Raw genomic sequence first — 21,614 nt, 5'->3', positions numbered from 1 at the left:
TGCTTTTGCAATCACGGGTGTAATGGGAAATAGCGATAGCATAACCCTTAGCTTTCCAGATTGACTTCTTCATATTTGAGTTTAATCAGTTCTATTCCATTTTTTCTTTATTTTCATCTGAGTGATTAGATGAAAAGTGATTAGATGAAAATTTTAGGTCCTCCTAAGTTATTCAACAGTTTATGTATATCCTTTAAAGTTTTTTATAGTCTCTATAACAATATCTGGTACATCTGTTATAAGCCCATCAACACCTAATTTCAGCAATCTTTCAACATATTTCTTTTTATTAACTGTAAATACATTGATTCTAAAGTTTTGTTGTTTAAGATGTGAGACAAATTTCCGAGTGGTAATAAAATAATTTGGATGTACAATTTCGATGCCGAGTGATTTAAGAGAACCAAGCTTTAAAACTTTTGTTGTCAAATATGCGAGTTTGATTTGGGGGTCAATGCTCCTGCACCTTATAAGAGATGATAAGTGAAAGCTTGAAATAATGACATTTTCCTTCATATCATATTTATGTATAGTGTTTATAAGTTTTTCTTCTGTATTTAAAAAAGCTAAGCAAGATTCTTTTAACTCAAAATTAATAACAAGATTTTGATTTTTAGCTAATTCTAAAGCTTCTTCCACTGTTGGAATTTTACATGAAGAGTATTTCATATAGTATCCTGCATTAAATTTTTGAATTTCAGCAAACGTAAGATCTTTTACATATCCAACTCCATCAGTTGTTCTATCGACTTTTTCGTCATGAATTAGAACAAGTACACCATCTTTCGTTACTTGGACGTCTGTTTCAATTCCTGTTGCTCCCATTTCCTTTGCCTTTTCAAAAGCAACGAGAGTATTTTCGGGGAAATATGCGCTTGCTCCTCGATGAGCAAATATCTGCATTTTATATGCCTCCTTTGAATTTTGGATAGAAAAGTAATTTACCTTGTTTCAATCATACTTTACGTATGTTAAATAGAAGTTTAAATATTGTTAAATTTAGATTAAGTAAATATTTGGTACAATATTTAACAAAGACTTAACAGCTTCTTAATAATAATTTAAAGAGGATGTAGTAAATTAATATCAGAAAATTTACGAGAAGGGGGAAAAACCAGAGTGAGATGGAATATGCATATGAGAAAGAGTTGGTAGGGATTAAAGTAAAAAAGCGAAGGAAAAGATCCATGAAAGAAATTTGGGAATTTGTTCTCTTAGTATCTCCTACTTTTATTTTATTGACGAGTTTTGTATTTTTACCATTTTTAAAAACGTTGTACACAAGTTTTTGTATTACTGACTTTAATGCTAATGTAAAGAAGTTTGTAGGATTTGCAAACTATATTAATTTACTTACCTCTCCGGATTTTTTAAATAGTCTTTTAGTTACATCAAAGTATGTTGTAGTTAATACAATGTTCTCTATTGTTGGAGGTTTAGTATTAGCATTAAGCGTTGATAACAACAAATATTTCAAGAAGTTTTTTAAAATCTTCTTCACGTTACCTATTTCTCTTTCATCAGCTGCAGCTGCTATTGTGTGGGGAATTTTATTTAATCCCACTGTAAGCATTATTAACTATGTGTTAGAATCATTTTGCTTTTCCAAAATTGAGTGGTTGACAGACCCCAAAGTAGCTCTATACTCTATAGTATTAATAAATGCATGGCAGAACATTCCCTTTAATTTTCTGTTTTTACTTGCAGGACTTCAGAATATTCCTCAAGAGTTATATGAGGTTGCAGAAATTGATGGAGCAAATTTTGCGAAAAAGTTAACAAAAATTGTTTTACCCCTCCTTACACCATCGCTGTTTTTTACTCTTGTTATAAATGTAATAGACTCATTTCAGCAATTTACGGTAGTTCATATATTAACAAGAGGCGGTCCAGTAAATTCGACAAAATTTTTAGTGTATCTAATATATCAAGATGCCTTTTTCAATTTTAAATTTGCTCAAGCATGTGCTGAATCTATTATATTGTTTGTGTTGTTACTATTGCTTACCATTATTCAGTTTAAAGTACTGGAAAAGAAGGTGTTTTACCAATGAAAAGAAAAATGAAGGTAAAGGATATACAACTTTTGGCAACAAATGTCTTTATAACAGGTCTTATTTGTTTTCCTATAGTGTATATTTTTTACATGAGTATTCAACCGGCGGCTAATATACTTTCTTATCCTCCTCGGTTCTCTTCTAAGAGTATTACTTTAGAGAACTACAAATCAGTATTCGTTCTAACTCCTTTGGTGAGGTTCATTATTAACAGTTTGTTAGTATCTGTTGCATCTACATTTTTACAAGTAGCATTGGCGTGTACATGTGCTTTTGCACTTTCATTTTACAAATATAAGATAAAAGATTTTCTTTTTCTTGTGATTTTATCTACCGTAATGATACCTGCTCAGACAATTTTTATTGGTAATTATTTGATAATTCGCCAAATGGGACTTTTAAATACCTATGCTGCCTTAATTCTTCCCAACAGTGTTTCAGCTTTTGGAATATTTTTTATAAGACAGTATTTTAAGACCATACCATTTGAATTTTATGAAGCTGCTAAAGTAGAAGGATGCTCCAATTTTGATTATCTTTTTAAAATCTTAGTACCCCTTTCAAAGCCGGCAATAGGATCATTTATGATATATTCATTCGTAAGTGTTTGGAATCAATATATGTGGCCGCTTTTAGTAACTGACAAGGATGAAATAAGAACTGTACAAATAGGAATAAGTATGCTGCAAGCGGCAGAACAACAGAACATAGGTTTAATTGCAGCTGGAGTGATAGTAGTAATACTACCAACTTTACTAATTTTTATCATTGGGCATGATCAACTTATCAAAGGACTGACAGCAGGTGCTTTAAAGAGTTAATAATTGGAGAAATTTTTCTTCAATTATTTCAAAAATATAGGCGTTTGCAAAATGGGTGATGATTGAAGGTAAGAGATGCCAATACTAACATTGAATACAATCAAGATACAAAAAGAAAAGCGAAATGATAACCAAATATTATCTATACCAACAAGATTAATCAGCAACAAACATATGACGAAAATTAACAACTTTAAAAAAGACAATAGTACCCTAAACCTTCTAAACTTCTTGATTTTAGAAGGCTAAGTAAAAAACAAAACCATAAATTTTTTGTAAGAAATAGATTCAAAAAAATAGTGGTTTTAAGCGATAAGTTTTTTGAGTTTGTTAAGCTTTTTGATAGTCAATAAAGAAGCAATAAAGCTTAATGTTGTGAGCGAGGATAAACAAGAGCGAAAAAGTAATGGCAGATAGCAAGAAATCAGAGAAAATAGAAATATGGTCATAAGGATAGAATAGTATCAGAACCCATGTAGGATTTTAAGTGGTAAATAGTCTGCTCTACAGCGACACGTTTTTTGTAGAGGTCAAAAAACTCTTGAGAATTTCTGTTTATACCTGGGAAAGAGCGAAAATCGTCAGGGTAAGTGTAAACTATTGCCCCTGATTTAGAGGTAGTACAAGCTTGAGGGCAAGAGCAGACACGTTTGCCATCTTTGTATTGTGACATAGGGCAAGTCCATTTAAGGCGCAAAGAGCGATTTTTACCCTGACATTTGCCTTCAGGTTTAAAAGGTTGATTGAACTTTTTACAAGAAGAAGCACCATCCTCAGAAATAATGATATTGGGGTCTGATGTAGGTGTAGTATTTTTAGAAGCTCTTGTATTTAGAGGGATAACGATTTTGGAGAAGTTAAAAGTATTTTTTAAAGTGGAGTATATGTTGTGGGAATCCAAAGCACTGTCAGCGATTGATGGTAGAGAAATTATTGGGGATGTAGGAGAATAGAGTTTTGAGCGAAGGAATTAAAGCGGCAGAAGTCAGAGATAGCTTTTTCTTGATGTGGGTCGGAGGAAGTAGAATCATAGTTAAATAGAGGAACTAAAGCTAAAGGGATACCAAGAGCATTTGTAATGACAGCAAATTTCAAAGCCCAGCAGAAATGGCCATTTGTGAACATAAGGCGGATGTTAGGATTAGCGTTGGCACTTTTAGGCAAAGAAGAATAGACAGCAGAAGTAGATTTTGTCAGAAGACAGTTCAGGATTAGCTTTTGATGTATTTTTCAGCACTAGATGAATGAACTTAGGGTTATTTTCACGAACCTTTGGAACAATACCAGTTGTGTCGAAGATTAAGATTGAAGAATCTTGGGGGTATTGTTGGAGAGAAATATTGTGTGCATGGATAGAGATATTTTGAAAGAGTTTATGGATTTCACTGTTAAATAGTTTTCTGAAGCGAGAGAAAGTAGAAATAGAGGGGACATTGCCATTTAAGTTACAAAATAAACGGAGTTCATAAGAGTTAAGAAGAACAGCGCGAAGCTGTGTAAGGGTATTTAGTTTGAGTAATTTTTGGACAAGGAAGCACAGAAGCATAGATTCTAAGGAGAAGTATCTATGCTTGCCAAAGTGTTTATAGTAAGCATTGTAGAAAGAAGAAGGTATGTAGTTTGACAAGTCGATGAATTTATTGAACAAGCCCAAGAGGCTTTCAGGCTTGTAGAGAGCCAAAGCCTTTAGGTGGGAAAATAAGTCTAAAAATGAAAGTTGTTTAGGTTTGGTGTTGAACATTTTGGAACCCTCCTCATAGTAGAAAATTTGTTTTATATAATCATATTTTACTACAATTATGAGGAGGGTGACCAGACTTTTTTGATTCTATGTAAAGCTTGATAACGCTCATCTTGAGCGTTTCTGCAAAAGGCTATAATTTCAAAAATAAATAAGGAGGTAATTGAAAATGAGTCGGAATAAAAAGCTTAAAACTTGTTTTTTTGCTGTGATGTCTATATTCATGATAGTAAATTTGCTGGTATTTTATTTTAAACCTGCGTATTCTAAATCATCATCCCCCGTCCAAATAATATTTTGGCATTCGATGGGAAGCAATTTAGGCAAAACGCTTCAACATTTAGTGGATGAATATAACTTAAAGAAAAAAAATGTGAAAGTTGTAGCCCAATATCAAGGTTCCTATGATGACATGATTACAAAATTGAAAACATCCCAGGCTGCAAAAAGAGGTCCTGATATTGTTCAGGTTTATGAGATTGGAACACGATTTATGTTAGATAGTGGGTGGGTCGTTCCAATGCAAAAATTTGTAGACGCAGATAGGTTTAATCTAAAACAAATTGAACCCAATCTTTTGGCATATTATACAGTAGAAAATACGTTGTGGTCAATGCCGTTTAACTCTTCAACTCCTATCCTTTATTACAATAAAACAGCTTTTAGAGAAGTAAACCTTGATCCTAACAAACCTCCGAAAACTTTTAATGATGTCGAAACATATGGGATGAAACTTCTAAAAAAAGATGAAAAAGGCAAAGTAATACGGTATGGCCTTTCAATGGCTATTTATGGTTGGTATTTTGAACAGTTGTTAGCAAAGCAAGGAGCTTTATATGTGAACAATGGGAATGGAAGAGAAAAGAGGGCAACAAAGGTAGTATTTAATAGTGAAGCAGGAAAAAATATTTTAAGATGGTGGAAAAGGCTAATTGATAAAGGAGTAGCAGGAAATTTTGGGCGCAACTATGATGACACTATCAATGCTTTTATCTCAGGTAAGACATGTATGATAGTTGCTTCTACTGCTTCATTAAAAACTATATTAGACGGGGCAGGAAAGAAATTTGAAGTAGGGACAGGCTTTATTCCAGCTTTAAATAATACTAAAAATGGTGGAGTAATAATAGGTGGTGCTTCACTATGGATTTTGAAAAATCGGGAAGATCTATATCAAAAATCAGCGTGGGATTTTGTAAAATTTTTAGTATCAACAACATCTCAGTTATATTGGCATCGAAATACTGGATATTTCCCAATAAATAGAGGAGTCTATTCGTTAAAAGAAATGAATGAACATTTGAAGAAATTTCCTCAGTTCAAAACTGCGATCGACCAACTACATGCGACTCCTATAAATTATGCAACTCGTGGTGCTTTGATCGGTGTGTTTCCAGAAGCGCGCCAGATTATTGAAGAGAGTATAGAAAAAGTAATCGTAAAAAACTATTCTATTGATAAAGCGTTAAAAGAAGCAGAAGCAAAGATAAATAAAGCTATAAAGGATTATAACCAAATTTTTGGATATTAAATTTAGGAAATAGGAAATAATAATGATGATACTATATCTTAATTGTAATTATTATTAGCCCTTGCGTAAATGTTCATTGATGTTTCTTCACGCAAGGGCTACATTTGTATTAAAATCAAGAAAGCGATAATATTTTCTTCTTATTCAAGTTTTTTCTATTTAGTATTATTATAAAACTTTTCACTGCGGTAGATATTTTCACCCTATTCAATATCAAACTTTCTAATTTCCTTGACTTTAAAAAGCAGATTATTTTAAAATTAATAAAGCTCCCTATTAAACTTTCAAAGGAGGCTTCTAAAATACCAAAATGCTAACCCAAAGAGACGACATCAGAAACGTTGCTATAATTGCCCATGTTGACCATGGCAAAACAACTCTTGTAGATAGTATGCTGAAACAAAGTGGTGTATTTAGAGAAAATCAAGTGGTTGAAGAAAGAGTTTTAGATTCAAATCAGCTTGAAAGAGAAAAAGGAATTACCATAATGGCAAAAAACACAGCCATTATGTACAAGGGAATAAAAATAAATATAATAGACACACCGGGGCATGCGGATTTTGGAAGTGAAGTTGAAAGGTCGCTTGTTATGGCAGATGGTGTGCTTCTGGTTGTAGATGCCTATGAAGGTCCAATGCCCCAGACAAAGTTTGTTTTAAGGAAAGCTTTACAACTTAAACTCAAGCCAGTTGTAGTTATAAATAAAATTGACAGGCCTTTTGCAAGGCCTTATGAAGTTTTGGATAAGGTTCTGGACCTGTTTATTGAACTTGGAGCAGATGAAGACCAGCTTGACTTTCCATACGTTTTTGCATCAGCAAAAGAAGGCATTGCAAAGTTTGATTTAGAAGATGAAAATCACAATTTAGAGCCACTTTTTGAGGTGATTATAAACAATATTCCAGCACCAACAGGTGAAATTGATGCACCTTTCCAGATGATTGTGACTTCAATTGACTATGACAATTACCTTGGAAGAATTGCCATTGGAAAGGTTGTAAGAGGAAGTGTAAAACTCAATCAGCAGGTTGCTGTTTGCACAAGTCAAGATGGAGTTTTGCAAAAGACGAGGGTTACAAAACTGTATCAGTTTGAAGGTTTAAAAAGGGTAGAATGTAGCGAGGCAAAGCTTGGTGATATCATTGCAATTGCAGGAATTGAAGGAATAAACATTGGTCAGACTGTGGCAGATGCAGAAAATCCAGAGGCTTTGGAGTTTATAAAGATTGATGAGCCAACAATCTCCATGATATTTTCAACAAACGACTCACCTTTTGCAGGAAAAGAAGGTGAGTATGTAACATCAAGGCACTTACGAGAGCGCCTTTTCAAAGAACTTGAAAGAAACGTGGGTTTGAAAGTTGAGGAGACCGATTCACCCGATTCATTTAAGGTGTCAGGAAGAGGGGAGCTTCACCTTGCAATCTTAATTGAGACTATGAGAAGAGAGGGCTATGAGTTTCAGGTTTCAAAGCCGCAGGTTATAACAAAGATTGTAAATGGTGAGCTTTATGAGCCGTATGAATATTTGATAATTGATGTTCCTGAAGAATTTATGGGCACTGTCATGGAAAAATTGGGTCCGCGAAGGGCACAGCTTCAAAATATAACTATCTTAAACGATGGATTTATGCGTCTTGAGTTTATAATACCTGCAAGAGGACTTATAGGTTTTAGGTCTGAGTTTTTGACAGATACTAAAGGTAATGGCATTATGAACCATGTGTTTTATGACTATATGCCACATGCTGGCGACATTCCTGAAAGAAACAGAGGAGCACTCATAGCATTCGAAACTGGTGAAGCTGTGACATATGGTCTTTACAATGCCCAGGAGAGAGGTCGACTTTTCGTTGGACCTGGAACTCAGGTATATGAAGGTATGATTGTTGGTGAAAGTTCGCGCCCAGAAGATATTGTTGTGAATGTTTGCAAGAAAAAACACCTAACAAATATGCGTTCAGCAACGGCTGATGAAGCTTTGCGTTTAACTCCACCTCTGCAGCTTTCGCTTGAGGAATGTATAGAATTTCTGGCAGAGGATGAGCTTTTGGAAGTGACACCAAAGAGCTTAAGACTTAGGAAAAAGATTTTAGATCATGAGATGAGAAAGAAGATGGAGGCAAGAGCTAAAAAAGAAGAAAAGGAGCCTGTTTATTGACGGCTCTTTTTCTTTTTTGGTTTTTCATTGTGGTATAATATTAGCATAAAAATTAAAAGAAAAGTTTTGAGGTAAATAGTACTATGAGATTATGGCAAAAAAGTTTTAAATATTATTTGGTTGTATTACTCTTCTTAGTCTTAATGGTTTCACTTATTTATGTATTCTTCAAACCTCAAAAAGAAAAAGTAATCGAAGCTATGGTTGAGATTCCACAAAATACATCCACAAAAGATGTTGCTATGATTTTAAAGAAAAATGGAATTATTGAAAACCCATACTTTTTTATGTTTTACGTCAAACTCAACAACTACAAAATAGCAGCAGGAAAATACAAACTTTCATCTGATATGACATATAGAGAGCTTTGCAAAGCTCTTGAAAAAGGTTTTGTTCCAAAAGTTGCTATTAAGTTTACTATTCCAGAAGGATTTACGGTCCAGCAAATTGCCAAAAAACTTCAAAGTCTTGGACTTGTAGATGAAAACAAGTTTTTGGAAACTGTTAATAGTTACGACTTTAATTTTAAGTATAAATACAGTTCGAAAGAAGTAAAGTATAAGCTTGAAGGGTTTTTGTTCCCAGATACATATGAAGTATATCCCGGCGCTTCTGAAAAAGATATTATAAAAATGATGCTAAATAGATTTTTAGAAGTATATGAAAACATAAAAATTAAAAAGATAACAAATTTAGATGACATTCAAACAGTTATACTTGCTTCAATTGTTGAAAAAGAGGCAAAAAAAGATGACGAAAGAGGAATTATTGCCGGTGTGTTTTTAAACAGATTACAAAGAGGTATAAAACTTGAAAGCTGTGCAACAGTAGAATATGTGTTGCCTGTTCACAAAGAGGTTCTTTCTTTGCAGGATGTTAGAATAGAATCTCCATACAATACATACATAAAAAAAGGACTGCCACCTTCTGCTATCTGCAGCCCTGGTAGAAAAAGCCTTCTTGCAGCTTTAACTCCTGCAAAAACAGATTATCTATTTTTTGTTGCAAAAAAGGATGGAACTCATATATTTTCAAAGACATTTGAAGACCATTTGAGGGCTCAAAAACAAATAGAAGAAGGGAAAAAATAAAAATGGATATATCACAGGACATTTTAAACCAGTTCATAAGAAGTAAGCTTACAAATTTGGACCCAAGACTTTCTAAGATTGAAAAGGAGGCTCAAAAGAGAAATATACCAATAGTTTCAAGAGAGGTATCGAGGCTTTTAACAATACTTTCAATGCTGAAAAAACCAAAGAGAATAATGGAGATTGGCACTGCAGTAGGGTTTTCAGCGCTATCCATGCACCTTGGCTGGCCTGAAGCAAAGATTATTACAATAGAGATAGACTTTGACATGGTAATGGAGGCTAAGAAAAATATAAAAGAGTTTGGTGCACAGGACAAAATAGTTGTTATTGGTGGTGAGGCAGAAGAGGTTTTAGAGGCAATTGAAGGTGAGTTTGACATGATATTTTTTGATGCTGCAAAAGCTCAGTATATTGATTATTTCAACCTTGCTAAAGAGAAAATGGCAAGAAATTGCCTCCTTGTATGTGACAACGTGCTTTTTAAGGGAATGGTTGTGGGAAGAAGATATCTTAAAAGAAGGATGATAACAATTGCAAAGAGAATGAACAAGTTCATAAAAATGATAGAAGATGACCCTGACTTTGTAATGACACTTCTTCCCATCAGCGATGGAGTGCTGATAGCCGTAAGGAAGTAGAAAAAAGGTTTGTGGAGGTTTTTGAGAAGATGATGAAGATAAAAAAGCCTGAGCTTGTTGCACCTGCGGGCGATTTGGAAAAGCTCAAAACTGCAATTTTGTACGGGGCAGACAGTGTATATATTGGCGGCAGGGAATTTGGACTTAGAAAATATGCGGGCAATTTTGATTTTGATGAGATGAAAGAAGGCATTGATTTTGCACACAAACATGGCAAAAAGGTGTATCTTACAGCTAACATATTTGCAAGGAATGAAGATATTAAGAAAATAGATGAATTTTTTGACATTATAAAAAGCTTTGAATTTGACGGAATAATTGTGTCCGACCCAGGGATATTCATGAAAGCTAAAAAGCTTGGGATACCAATTCATATAAGTACTCAGGCAAATACAACAAACTATGAATCTGCTCGTTTTTGGCATCAGCTTGGAGCAAAGAGGATTGTACTTGCAAGGGAGTTGTCTTTGGATGAAATCAGAGAAATAAGAGAAAATGTTCCAGATACACTTGAGCTTGAGGCTTTTGTTCATGGAGCGGTCTGCATTTCATATTCAGGCAGGTGTTTTCTAAGTGCGTATATGACATACAGAGACGCAAACAGAGGGGAGTGTGCTCATCCGTGCAGGTATAAATATTATGTCATGGAAGAAAAAAGACCAGGCCAGTATTTTGAGGTGTTTGAAGACGTTGATGGCACGTATATTTTTAACTCAAAAGACCTTTGCATGGTAGAATTCATTGACAAGCTTGCTTTTGCGGGTATTGATGCTTTCAAGATTGAAGGAAGGATGAAAAGTAGTTTCTATGTTGCAACAGTTGTAAGTGTATACAGAAAAGCAATTGACAAGTTTATGAAAGACCCTGAACATTTTGAACCGGAACCTCAGTGGCTTGAAGAGATTGCAAAGTGCTCTCACAGAAGTTACACAACAAACTTTTATTTTGGAAAACCAGGAGCAAATGATTATAGGTTTGAGTCAAGCAAATATGTCAGGGAATATGAATTTGTTGGAATTGTCAAGGAGGTTTTGAGTAACGGCTGGGCTGTGGTCGAGCAGAGAAACAGATTTTTCAAAGGAGATACTGTTGAGGTTATGCTTCCAAACGGAAAATATTTTATACAAAAACTTAATGAAATATACGACTTAGAAAACAATCCTTTAGATGTTGTTCCTCATGCCCAGCAACTTACAAAAATAAAATTTGATAGACCTGTTGTAGAGTTTGCAATGCTGAGAAAGAAAATAGAAAGTTAAAAATTAATGGTGGACATGCAACAAAATGGGGGAATGAGCATAAACTATATGCTGACCTTAAAAAATGTGGCGGGGAATAAGAAAAATGTTTTACATCGAAAATCAAAGCTCATTCCCCCAACCGATGTCTCCTGAAGAAGAAGAAATGTATCTGAACAAGATGTGGGAAGGCTGCAAAGAAGCGCGAAATATTCTCATCGAAAAAAATCTGCGTCTTGTTGCGCATATAGCAAAAAAATACACATTTTCATTCCCAAATTTAACAGATGATATCATTTCTGTTGGAACAATTGGCCTTATAAAAGCAATTGAGACTTATTCTTCAGCTAAGTGCACAAAGCTTTCTACATATGCAGCAAAATGTATCGAGAACGAGATACTGATGTATCTTAGGCAGAACAAAAAATTTTTGTCTCAGCTTTCACTTGAAAATCCAATTGGTAGTGACAAAGACGGAAATGAGATAACGCTCATGGACGTTTTGCAAAACGACCAAAACGATATAGACGAGCAGGTTGATTTAAAAATCCAGATAAAAAATCTTTTGAAAAAGCTTGACAAAATTTTAAAAGGTCGCGAAAAAAAGATCATTGAGCTCAGATACGGGCTTAAAAATGGCATAGAAAGAACACAGATGGAGGTTGCAAACTTGCTTGGTATTTCCCGCTCATACGTTTCACGAATAGAAAAAAAAGCACTTCAAAAGCTCTATGGGGAACTTCAAAAGTTAAGTGATGGTATATAAAATGGTCGGGATGACAGGACTTGAACCTGCGACCTCCTGGTCCCGAACCAGGCGCTCTAGCCAAACTGAGCCACATCCCGACCTTTTTCTTTATATGTTTTTTAAAATAAAGTTTACAAACCTCTATTTAACATTATATAATAATTTTCAAAAAAATCAATCGAAAAAGGGGAATAGATTTGAAACTTATAAGAAAAAGATTTTACCCAGAAGAAGAGATAGATATCTCATCTGATCAAATAGTGTACTTCGACGGACAAATATTAGTTACTAAGTGGTTACCAATCAAAAAAAGAGAGGATATCAAATGGGGAGCTTCTTGCATATACTTTGACAAGGGAATAAAGATTAGCAAGGTCTATGGCCATGATGATAGACTAATTTATACCTATTGTGATATCATTAATACACGAAAAGATGAAGAAAAGATTGTCACAGAAGACTTGCTTGTTGATGTTGTGGTGTATCCTGACGGCAGCTACAGAATAATGGACATAGATGAGCTTGTAATGCTGAGAAAGGAAAACAAAATTTCAGAAGAAATTGTTTTAGATGCGCTGCAAAAGCTCAATTTTCTTTTAAACGACATTTATAATGGCTTTGAACTGGACAAGGTAGAAGAGTATCTTAAGAAAAAGGAGTGAAAACCCAGAATGATAATTATTGGTGAAAAGATAAATTCAACAGTCAAAAACGTTGCAGATGCTATAAAAAATGAGGATTACAATTTCATAGTTTCCCTGGCAGAAAAACAGGCAAAAGCAGGTGCTCATTATATAGATGTAAATGCTGGGGCATTTGTGGACATTGAAACAGAGATACTTAAAAAGATGGTTCAAAGCATTCAAAGCAGAGTTAACATTCCACTTTCAATTGACAGTCCGAGACCAGAGGTAATTTCTGAAGTTATGAAAGTCTACAGGGGTCAAAGAGCAATTTTCAATTCTGTCATATATGAAGAAGCAATATTAGATAAAGCCTTGCCAGTAATAAAAGAGTACGACATGAAAGTTGTTGCGCTTTTGATGGAAGACAGTGGTATTCCTGAAGATCCTAAAAGTAGACTTGAGATAGCAAAACGGCTTGTTGACAGATTTGACAAGGAAGGAATCTTGCTTGAGGACATTTTTTTGGACCCGATGGTTCAGCCAGTTTCTGTGGATAAAAGATATGTTGATATTGCACTTGAGACAATCAGGCTTTTGAGAAATGAATTTGAGAACGTAAATATTATATGCGGACTTTCGAATATATCCTTTGGTTTGCCAAAAAGAAGGTGGATAAACAGAGCATTTTTGCCTATTGCAATCTATTTTGGACTCAACAGCTGTATTGCTGACCCTCTTGACGATGTTTTAATGAAGCTCATTTATGCTTCTGAGACTTTATCTGGGCAGGATGAATTTTGCATGGAATATATAACAAAAGCAAGGGAAGGTTTTTTAGATTAAAAAGGGTAAGCGAAAGGTGAAGAGATGTTAAAAGTTTCAAAAGTTTTGGAAAAAGGTTTGGCATACAAGTGTGGTATCAAGCAAGGCGATATAATTTTGAGCATAAATGGTAATGAAATTTACGACATTCTTGATTATATGTATTACTCTAAAGATGAAATCCTTTTGATAAAGTACTTGAGAGATGGACAAATTCGAAATGTGGGACTTATAAATAGAAAATTAAAGCCTCTTGGCATTGAATTTGAATACGAAAATGTAAAAAGGTGCACAAATAAATGCATATTTTGTTTTATAGACCAGCTTCCCAAAGGAATGAGAGAAACTCTTTATATAAAAGATGATGATACTGTTCTTTCTGTTTTGAGCGGAAATTATATAACTCTCACAAATTTGACAAAGAAAGATTTTGAGAGAATAGTTAAGTTTCACTTGAGTCCATTAAAAATTTCTGTGCACACAACAGACCCGCAACTTCGAAAATTCATTCTTAAAAATCCTAAGGCTTCTTTGATTTTAAAGCAACTTGAATATTTATCAAGCCACAACATTGAATTTGATGTTCAAATAGTTTTGATGAAAAATATCAACGATAAAGATAATCTTGACAGAACAATCTCAGACCTTGCTAATTTTTATCCAAATCTCAGATCAATTGCTGTTGTACCTGTTGGACTTACAAAGTACAGGGAAGGACTTTTTGAACTTGAACCTTTTTCAAAAGAGGATGCAAGAGAGGTTCTTTTGCAGATATCAAAATGGCAAAAAGAGTACGAAAAAAGATTTGGAACCAAACTCGTATTTGCTTCAGATGAGTTTTATGTAAAGGCGGAAGAGAAAATACCTGATTATTGGTTTTATGAAGAGTTCAGACAAATTGAAAATGGGGTAGGGCTTCTTGCACTTTTTAAAAAACAGTTTTTATATAGCTTAAAAAAACTAAAACCAAATGTTAAATTAAAAAAACGTATAACTCTTGTGACATCTGTAGCAGCATATAAGTTTATGAAAGAGCTAATTGAAACTTTTAACCAGAAATACCCAAATATAAAGGTTGATGTTGTGGCTATTGTCAATGATTTTTTTGGTGAAAATGTCACTGTTGCAGGGCTTTTGACAGGCCAGGATATTATAAGCCAGTTAAAATGCAGAGAACTTGGGGATTATGTTTTGGTTCCTGCATGTGCTCTCAATCATGAAAATAAATTTTTAGATGATGTTCATATAGATGATGTTACCAAAGAAATAAAAAAGCCAGTATATCCTGTGCAAAATCATGGCAAAAAACTTTTATATTACCTTTTGAAAGGTGGTGAAAAGAATTGAAACCAACAGTTGCAATAGTTGGAAGACCGAATGTGGGTAAGTCAACACTTTTTAATAGGCTCATTGGCGAAAGACGTGCAATTGTGGATGACACACCGGGTATTACCCGTGACAGGATAATTGGTGAGACAGAATGGAGAGGAATCACTTTTAATGTGATTGATACTGGTGGAATTGAACCATATTCGGAAGATATAATATTAAAGCAAATGAGAAGACAAGCCCAGTTTGCAATTGATATGTCTGACGTTATTATTTTCATGGTTGATGGCAAGACTGGTCTTACTGATGCAGACAGAGAAGTTGCAAATATGCTCAGAGCTTCAAAAAAGCCAATAGTTCTTGCAGTGAATAAAATTGATAATATTTCGCAGCAGGCTATGATATATGAGTTTTATGAGCTTGGGCTTTCTGACCCGATAGCAATGTCTGCTGAGCACGGAGCGGGAGTTGGAGATGTTTTAGATGCTGTTGTTAATTACTTTAATAAAGAGGGAATAAATGAAATAGAGGAAGGAACAATAAAGGTGGCAATAATAGGGAAGCCAAATACAGGAAAATCTTCTCTTGTAAATTATATTCTTGGTGAGGAAAGGGTTATTGTGAGCGATATTCCTGGGACAACGCGCGATGCGATTGACTCTACATTTGAATTTGAAGGTATTCCTATAACTTTGATTGACACGGCTGGACTTCGGCGAAAAAGCAAAATATATGACAACGTGGAAAGGTATAGTATGCTAAGAACTCTGCAGGCAATAGAGAGAAGCGATATTTGTATAATTTTGCTGGATGGGACAGAAAATGTTTCTGAACAAGATGCAAAAGTTGCGGGATATGCTTATGAGGCTGGGAAAGGTTGTATTGTGGCAGTCAACAAATGGGATGCTGTTGAGAAGGATGAAAAAACTGCAGATGAATTCAAAAAACAGATAGAAGAAAAGCTCAGTTTTCTAAAATTTGCACCTGTACTTTTTATTTCAGCAAAAACAGGCTTCAGAGTAAAGAAGCTGCTTGAGACAGTATTATATGTATATGACAATTATACACGACGAATAACCACCGGTCAGCTAAATGATGTTTTAGCAGAAGCAACCACAATTTACCAGCCGCCAAGCGACAAAGGAAAACAGCTCAAAATCTATTACATGACCCAGGTGGGTGAAAAACCGCCCAAAATAGCTATTTTTGTGAACAGCAAGGACCTATTTCATTTTTCTTATCAGAGATATATTGAAAATTATCTTAGAAAGACATTTGATTTTACTGGAGTTCCGATAATATTTCTTATTAGAGAGAAAGGGGAACAGGACAAATGAAAGCACTTCAGATTTTGATTATCCTTGCGGTGGGTTATTTACTGGGAAGCGTTCTTCCAGCCCTCATAATTGGCAAGATGGTAAATGGTATTGATATTAGAAAGTATGGAAGTGGAAATCCAGGAACAACGAATGTTCTTAGGACTCTTGGAATTGGTCCTGCAATTTTAGTTTTTGCAATTGACGTTTTAAAAGGTGTTGTTGCTACCTTGTTCGCAAAGATAGTAATGCCAGATGACGTTGTGCTTGGTGTTACTTTGGCTGGATTTGCAGTTATTTGGGGGCATACTTTCCCACTTTATTTCGGGTTCAGGGGAGGAAAGGCAGCGGCAACTTCAATTGGTGTTGCGCTTGTTGCAACACCTACCATAACACTTGTTGTGATTGCTTTAGCGCTTATTGTTCTTCTACTGAAAAGGTACATGTCTTTGACAGTGATTGTTGGAGCAATATTGTATTTCTTAGCAGTTTTGTTATTCACAAGGGAGTACTGGTTTTTAGCTTTAGTTATTTTAGTGGTTATAATCGTAAGACACAGAGAGAATATTAAAAGGCTTTTAAATGGCACAGAAAGAAAGGTAGGGGAAAGGATTAAGCTTCAATAAACAAAATGAATTCATATAGTAAAATAGCTGCTTACTATTCAAAATTTTCGTCGTCGTTTTTTAGTAGGAAAGATATTTTAAGATTTATTGAAAAAAGTTTTTTGAATTTTGGTTTAAAAAAAGATTGTAAGATATTAGATATAGGTTGTGCAGATGCTAAATTGTTATTTCTTCTAAAAAGAAGAGGTTTTGAAAAACTTTATGGGGTTGATATTTCTTCAAAGATGATAGAGCTTGCTTTCAAAAGAGCCAGTTTTAAAGGGATAAAGCTTTACAATCTGAATTTTTTGAATTTTACACCCAGGAAAAAATTTGATGTTGCATTATCCACAGTAGATGTTGTAAATCACATTTCTAATAAAGAGATATTTAGCTTTTTTAAAAATGTCAACGCTATTTTGAAGAAAAATGGGATATTTATTTTTGATATCAATACCAAGCAATACCTACAAAAGCTTGGCGAGAGAAGATTTGTTGTCAAAAAAATTGGAGGAACACTTTTGAGATGGAAGTTTAGCTTAAGCTCAAGGTATCTCAAATTAAATTTCTCAGTAAGAGAAAAAAATGGTGAGAATGTTTCGGAAGATGTATACCAGTTTATATATGACGAGGAATTTATTGAGAATATCTTAGAAGATTGCGGTTTTGAGGTCTTAAAGAAAGTGTACGATTATAGATTGCCTTTTGAAACCAAATTTTCATCAAAAGTGTGTTATGTGTGTAAGAAGGTTTGATGAATAATAACATCTTAAGCAGAGAATAATATTCCGTGTAAATCATTTTTGGAGAAGGTGGATTTTTAAAGATGCGAGGAAGAGTTAAATGGTTTAATCCCGAAAAAGGTTATGGGTTTATAAGTGCTGACAATGGTGAAGATGTGTTTGTGCATTTTTCTGCTATCAATATGGAGGGATACAAGACACTTGCAGAAGGACAGACGGTTGAGTTTGACATTGTGAAAACAGAAAGAGGCAATCAGGCTATGAACGTAAGAAAAGTAAAATAAGCTTCTGGCAGTTTTGCTGGAAGCTTTTTTGTTTTTGGATTAAAATAGACTTATATAACTACAGATAATTGAATTTCGGAGGGAGAATTTACATGGCACAAATTTTAAGGGCTCTGTCAAAAGACAAAAACATAGCAATCTTTATCATGGAGTCAACAGATATAGTAGAATATGCACGCAAGATACATAATCTTCCACCTATTCCTGCAGCAGCTTTAGGAAGATTATTGACAGCAACATCTATGATGGGCATAATGCTCAAAGGCGAAAATCATTCTGTATCAGTTCAGATATCATGTTCAGGGGTACTCAAAGGTTTGGTTGCTGTTTCTGACTCAAAAGGAAATGTAAAGGGATATGTAAAAAACAAAGAGGTGCTCACAGAGATTGATGAGAGAGGAAAGTTAAATGTAAAAGGAGCAATTGGAGAAGGCACGCTAACGGTGATAAAGGATTTGGGTTTGAAAGAACCTTATATAGGTCAAATTGAACTTGTATCTGGCGAAATAGCCGAGGATATAACACACTATTTTGCCATGTCAGAACAAATTCCTTCAGCTGTTGCGCTTGGTGTTTTAATTGACAGAGATGAAAGTATAAAGTCGGCAGGAGGCTTTATTATTCAGGTTTTACCTGAGACAGATGAGAAGGTTATTTTGGAACTTGAGCAAAAATTGAAGGATTTTTCGAATATCTCATCAGTACTTGAAAATAAAAGTATTGAAGAAATTGTAAAAGAACTTTTTGGCAATATAGAATATGAAGTGTTAGCTAAGTATCATCCAATATACAAGTGTGACTGTTCTAAAGAAAAGGTGGAATCTATAATTCCGCTTTTAAAGGACGAAGAAATTTCAAATGAGATAATAGAAATTGTATGCATTTTTTGCCAGAAAAAATACTATTTTTCCAAGGAAGAAGCTTTTAAAATTAAATATGGTGAATAATTGAGAGAAAAATCGAGATTTTTTTAGCAATAGTAAGGAGAAGCTAAAATTTGAGCTAAAACGGCTGAATTTAATAAAATTTTGCCCAAAAAACGCTATTGAAAAAAACACGCATCTTAAGTATAATAAAACATGTCGCCGCTGATTGAAGCGGCGATTGGAAAAATGGGCGGTTAGCTCAGCTGGGAGAGCACCTGCCTTACAAGCAGGGGGTCGCAGGTTCGAGCCCTGCACTGCCCACCATATAAAATGGCCCAGTAGCTCAGTCGGTTAGAGCGCCAGCCTGTCACGCTGGAGGTCGAGGGTTCGAGTCCCTTCTGGGTCGCCAGCTAAAAGTAAATGTGCCTCGGTAGCTCAGTTGGTAGAGCAGAGGACTGAAAATCCTCGTGTCGGTGGTTCGATTCCGCCCCGAGGCACCATCTTTTAAAATGAGCGGGAATAGCTCAGGTGGTAGAGCGCTACCTTGCCAAGGTAGATGTCGCGGGTTCGAGTCCCGTTTCCCGCTCCAAAATTTTATATAAGAAAAAATACGGCGCCATAGCCAAGCGGTAAGGCAAGGGTCTGCAAAATCCTGATTCCCCGGTTCAAATCCGGGTGGCGCCTCCAATATGAGAAAGTTATAAAACCTGCTCATAAAAGCTTGAGCAGGTTTTTGTTTTTCTAAAGAAGGATTTTTTGAGCTTTGTGTCGAATAAAAATATATTGTACGCTTTTTTAAAGGTTGTCAAATTATTGACAAGAAATTTTATTCTAAAGAGGAGGGATTATTGTGGGAGCCTACATAGCTTTAATCTATGGAGTTATTGTATTTGCAATTCTTGTAATCATTGGTCTTGTCAGATTTATCTTTTCCCAAGAAAAAGGCAATGAAAAGATGCAGGAGATTGCAGGTGCAATTAGAGAAGGTGCAATGGCATTTTTAAACAGGCAGTACAAAACTATAGGTATTCTTGCGTTAATTGTTGCTGTTATTATCGTTATTGCAAACTATTTTGGTAACCTTTCAAAAGGTTCGTCACAGGCTGCTTCGATTGCTTTTCACATAGGTTTTGCTTTTATAACAGGTGCACTCTGCTCAGCAATATCTGGGTATCTAGGAATGTATATTGCAGTGAATTCTAATGTCAGAGCTGCAGCAGGTGCAAGAAAAGGCCTGAACAGAGCCTTGCAGATAGCTCTTCGTGGCGGTGCAGTGACAGGGTTGGCTGTGACCGCGCTGTCGCTTTTGGGTGTTGCGACACTGTTTTTACTGTACGGAGGAGCTTCTGAAAAAGAAAATCTTATAAAAGAGGCACCTTCGCTGATTGTTGGTTTTGGCTTTGGTGCATCGTTTGTGGCTCTCTTTGCTCAGCTGGGCGGAGGAATTTATACAAAGGCTGCTGATGTAGGTGCTGACCTTGTAGGTAAAGTAGAAGCAGGAATTCCTGAGGATGATCCGAGGAACCCAGCTGTTGTTGCTGACCTTGTTGGTGACAATGTTGGCGACTGTGCAGGCCGTGGTGCAGACCTTTTTGAGTCAACAGCAGCTGAGAATATAGGTGCTATGATATTGGGTGTTGCACTGTATCCGGTGTTCGGATGGAAGGGAATTTTGTTCCCGCTTGTTGCACGTGCTATAGGTATTGTTTCGTCTGTTATTGGTCTTTTCTTTGTCAACACAAAGGATGAAAGCAAAGACCCAATGAAGGCTTTGAATAAAGGTTATTTTGTTACTACAATTTTGAACTTGATAGTATTGATTTTCATAGTAAAAGCAATGCTCTCTGGCAAGCTTCCAAACGGTCAAGAGGTTAACTGGTGGCTTTTGTATGGCTGTGCAGTTGCAGGAATAATTCTTAGCTATATTTTCGTATGGCTTACAGACTTTTATACCTCATACCACTACAGACCTGTTCAGGAGATAGCTAAAGCATCAACAACCGGTCCTGCAACAAATATCATAACAGGTATGTCTGTTGGTATGGAATCAACTGCACTACCGGTTATATTTATCTCAATTGCGATTTATATCGCATACAAGCTTGGTGAACATGCACTTCCTGGGTTTGCAAACGGAGGACTTTACGGAACAGCAATTGCGACAATGGGTATGCTTTCAACCTGTGCATACATTTTAGCAATGGACACATTTGGACCGATTACAGACAATGCAGGTGGTATCACTGAGATGTCAGGTGCACCTGAAGAGGTAAGAAATGTTACAGACAGGCTTGATGCCTGCGGTAATACTACAAAAGCCTTGACAAAAGGTTATGCTATTGGTTCTGCGGCACTTGCAACTTTCTTACTTTTCTCTGCTTACCTTGATGAGGTCAAAAAGATACTGGGAAGACCACTTGAGTCTTGGTTCTCTGTTGATATTGGAAAACCTGAAGTATTCATCGGTGCATTTATCGGTGCGATGGTTGTTTACCTTTTCAGCTCAACAGCAATAAGGGCGGTTGGAAGAGCTGCTCAGTATGTTATCTTGGAAGTAAGACGTCAATTTAAAGAGATACCTGGTATTATGGAAGGAAGAGCAAAGCCTGACTACGCAAAGTGTGTTGATATTGTTACAAAAGGTGCTTTGAAAGAAATGGTTGTTCCTGGAATGATAGTTGTAATTGCACCTATTTTGGTTGGGATTTTACTTGGGAAAGAGGCAGCAGCAGGCTTTTTAATGATAGGAACAATTGCAGGTGTAATCTTGGCACTTTTCCTCAACAACGGCGGTGGTGCTTGGGACAATGCAAAGAAGTTCATAGAGCTTGGCAACTACGGCGGTAAGAGGTCAGATGCACACAAGGCAGCAGTCGTTGGCGATACAGTTGGTGACCCATGCAAAGACACAGCAGGTCCGTCCTTGCATGTGCTTGTAAAGCTTATATCTACAATTACTCTTGTATTTGTATCACTCTTTAGATAAAAGATTTA

Annotated in this window: 18 protein-coding genes, 6 tRNA genes and 1 pseudogene; 22 read left to right on the top strand and 3 right to left on the bottom strand. The window is 35.5% G+C overall.

Going from position 1 to position 21,614, the window contains the following annotated elements:
• Nucleotides 1–180 precede the first annotated feature (180 nt).
• A complete protein-coding gene (locus CALKRO_RS09670) occupies nt 181–903 on the bottom strand; it encodes a glycerophosphodiester phosphodiesterase (protein ID WP_013430838.1) in 723 nt (240 codons plus the stop codon).
• A 221-nt stretch (nt 904–1,124) separates the two neighbouring features.
• On the opposite strand from CALKRO_RS09670, the gene CALKRO_RS09665 reads away from it, so the two are divergent.
• Nucleotides 1,125–2,054 (top strand): carbohydrate ABC transporter permease, encoded by a 930-nt coding sequence (locus CALKRO_RS09665; RefSeq protein WP_013430837.1) that lies wholly within the window; start codon nt 1,125–1,127, stop codon nt 2,052–2,054.
• A complete protein-coding gene (locus CALKRO_RS09660; protein WP_013430836.1) occupies nt 2,051–2,878 on the top strand; it encodes a carbohydrate ABC transporter permease in 828 nt (275 codons plus the stop codon). Before CALKRO_RS09665 ends, CALKRO_RS09660 begins: the two co-directional genes overlap by 4 nt.
• Nucleotides 2,879–3,183: 305 nt before the next feature.
• Here CALKRO_RS09660 and CALKRO_RS13340 read toward each other — a convergent pair.
• Nucleotides 3,184–4,619: pseudogene (locus CALKRO_RS13340) on the bottom strand (transposase).
• Nucleotides 4,620–4,788: 169 nt separating this feature from the next.
• On the opposite strand from CALKRO_RS13340, the gene CALKRO_RS09650 reads away from it, so the two are divergent.
• The 6 genes from CALKRO_RS09650 to sigK all read left to right on the top strand — a co-directional run bounded on the left by CALKRO_RS09650 (nt 4,789) and on the right by sigK (nt 12,047).
• Complete coding sequence (locus CALKRO_RS09650) at nt 4,789–6,150, top strand: ABC transporter substrate-binding protein (RefSeq protein WP_013430835.1); 1,362 nt, start codon at nt 4,789–4,791, stop codon at nt 6,148–6,150.
• A gap of 310 nt (nt 6,151–6,460) precedes the next feature.
• The gene (typA, locus tag CALKRO_RS09645; protein WP_013430834.1) at nt 6,461–8,311 is read left to right on the top strand and encodes a translational GTPase TypA; all 1,851 of its coding nucleotides are present in this window, start codon (nt 6,461–6,463) and stop codon (nt 8,309–8,311) included.
• An 83-nt stretch (nt 8,312–8,394) separates the two neighbouring features.
• Nucleotides 8,395–9,402: an endolytic transglycosylase MltG gene (gene mltG, locus CALKRO_RS09640; protein WP_013430833.1), complete on the top strand. Its 1,008-nt coding sequence runs from the start codon at nt 8,395–8,397 to the stop codon at nt 9,400–9,402.
• Between the two features lie 2 nt (nt 9,403–9,404).
• Nucleotides 9,405–10,043 carry an O-methyltransferase gene (locus CALKRO_RS09635; protein ID WP_013430832.1) on the top strand — a complete coding sequence of 213 codons (639 nt, stop codon included), beginning with the start codon at nt 9,405–9,407 and terminating at the stop codon, nt 10,041–10,043.
• A gap of 29 nt (nt 10,044–10,072) precedes the next feature.
• Nucleotides 10,073–11,302, top strand: coding sequence for a peptidase U32 family protein (locus tag CALKRO_RS09630; RefSeq protein WP_013430831.1), 1,230 nt, complete (start codon nt 10,073–10,075; stop codon nt 11,300–11,302).
• 85 nt (nt 11,303–11,387) lie between these two features.
• Nucleotides 11,388–12,047, top strand: a complete 660-nt coding sequence (gene sigK, locus CALKRO_RS09625) for an RNA polymerase sporulation sigma factor SigK (protein ID WP_013430830.1) — start codon at nt 11,388–11,390, stop codon at nt 12,045–12,047.
• Between the two features lie 2 nt (nt 12,048–12,049).
• On the opposite strand, the gene CALKRO_RS09620 is transcribed toward sigK, so the two are convergent.
• A tRNA-Pro gene (locus CALKRO_RS09620) sits at nt 12,050–12,127 on the bottom strand.
• Between the two features lie 99 nt (nt 12,128–12,226).
• Here CALKRO_RS09620 and CALKRO_RS09615 point away from each other — a divergent pair.
• From CALKRO_RS09615 to CALKRO_RS09550, 14 genes are all read left to right on the top strand, one after another.
• Nucleotides 12,227–12,691, top strand: a complete 465-nt coding sequence (locus CALKRO_RS09615) for a DUF402 domain-containing protein (protein ID WP_013430829.1) — start codon at nt 12,227–12,229, stop codon at nt 12,689–12,691.
• Between the two features lie 9 nt (nt 12,692–12,700).
• Nucleotides 12,701–13,498: a dihydropteroate synthase gene (locus CALKRO_RS09610; protein WP_013430828.1), complete on the top strand. Its 798-nt coding sequence runs from the start codon at nt 12,701–12,703 to the stop codon at nt 13,496–13,498.
• A 24-nt stretch (nt 13,499–13,522) separates the two neighbouring features.
• Complete coding sequence (locus tag CALKRO_RS09605; protein ID WP_013430827.1) at nt 13,523–14,824, top strand: DUF512 domain-containing protein; 1,302 nt, start codon at nt 13,523–13,525, stop codon at nt 14,822–14,824.
• A complete protein-coding gene (der, locus tag CALKRO_RS09600) occupies nt 14,821–16,143 on the top strand; it encodes a ribosome biogenesis GTPase Der (protein ID WP_013430826.1) in 1,323 nt (440 codons plus the stop codon). The genes CALKRO_RS09605 and der overlap by 4 nt, the downstream gene beginning before the upstream one ends.
• Nucleotides 16,140–16,748, top strand: coding sequence for a glycerol-3-phosphate 1-O-acyltransferase PlsY (gene plsY / locus CALKRO_RS09595; RefSeq protein WP_013430825.1), 609 nt, complete (start codon nt 16,140–16,142; stop codon nt 16,746–16,748). The genes der and plsY overlap by 4 nt, the downstream gene beginning before the upstream one ends.
• Nucleotides 16,749–16,753: 5 nt before the next feature.
• Nucleotides 16,754–17,482 carry a class I SAM-dependent DNA methyltransferase gene (locus CALKRO_RS09590; RefSeq protein ID WP_013430824.1) on the top strand — a complete coding sequence of 243 codons (729 nt, stop codon included), beginning with the start codon at nt 16,754–16,756 and terminating at the stop codon, nt 17,480–17,482.
• Nucleotides 17,483–17,553: 71 nt separating this feature from the next.
• Nucleotides 17,554–17,754 carry a cold-shock protein gene (locus CALKRO_RS09585; RefSeq protein WP_013290001.1) on the top strand — a complete coding sequence of 67 codons (201 nt, stop codon included), beginning with the start codon at nt 17,554–17,556 and terminating at the stop codon, nt 17,752–17,754.
• A 92-nt stretch (nt 17,755–17,846) separates the two neighbouring features.
• Nucleotides 17,847–18,701, top strand: coding sequence for an Hsp33 family molecular chaperone HslO (hslO, locus tag CALKRO_RS09580; protein WP_013430823.1), 855 nt, complete (start codon nt 17,847–17,849; stop codon nt 18,699–18,701).
• 167 nt (nt 18,702–18,868) lie between these two features.
• Nucleotides 18,869–18,944 (top strand) — tRNA-Val (locus CALKRO_RS09575).
• 8 nt (nt 18,945–18,952) lie between these two features.
• Nucleotides 18,953–19,029: transfer RNA gene (locus CALKRO_RS09570), tRNA-Asp, on the top strand.
• A gap of 15 nt (nt 19,030–19,044) precedes the next feature.
• Nucleotides 19,045–19,120, top strand: a tRNA-Phe gene (locus tag CALKRO_RS09565).
• A 13-nt stretch (nt 19,121–19,133) separates the two neighbouring features.
• Nucleotides 19,134–19,209 (top strand) — tRNA-Gly (locus CALKRO_RS09560).
• Nucleotides 19,210–19,232: 23 nt separating this feature from the next.
• Nucleotides 19,233–19,307 (top strand) — tRNA-Cys (locus tag CALKRO_RS09555).
• Nucleotides 19,308–19,470: 163 nt separating this feature from the next.
• Entirely contained in the window at nt 19,471–21,606 is a 2,136-nt protein-coding gene (locus CALKRO_RS09550; RefSeq protein WP_013430822.1) for a sodium-translocating pyrophosphatase, read from the top strand.
• Nucleotides 21,607–21,614 lie beyond the last annotated feature (8 nt).

Source organism: Caldicellulosiruptor kronotskyensis 2002 (assembly GCF_000166775.1).
Classification (GTDB): domain Bacteria; phylum Bacillota; class Thermoanaerobacteria; order Caldicellulosiruptorales; family Caldicellulosiruptoraceae; genus Caldicellulosiruptor; species Caldicellulosiruptor kronotskyensis.
The sequence above is the reverse complement of the archived record's forward strand: the minus strand, read 5'-3'. Positions and strand labels throughout refer to the sequence as shown.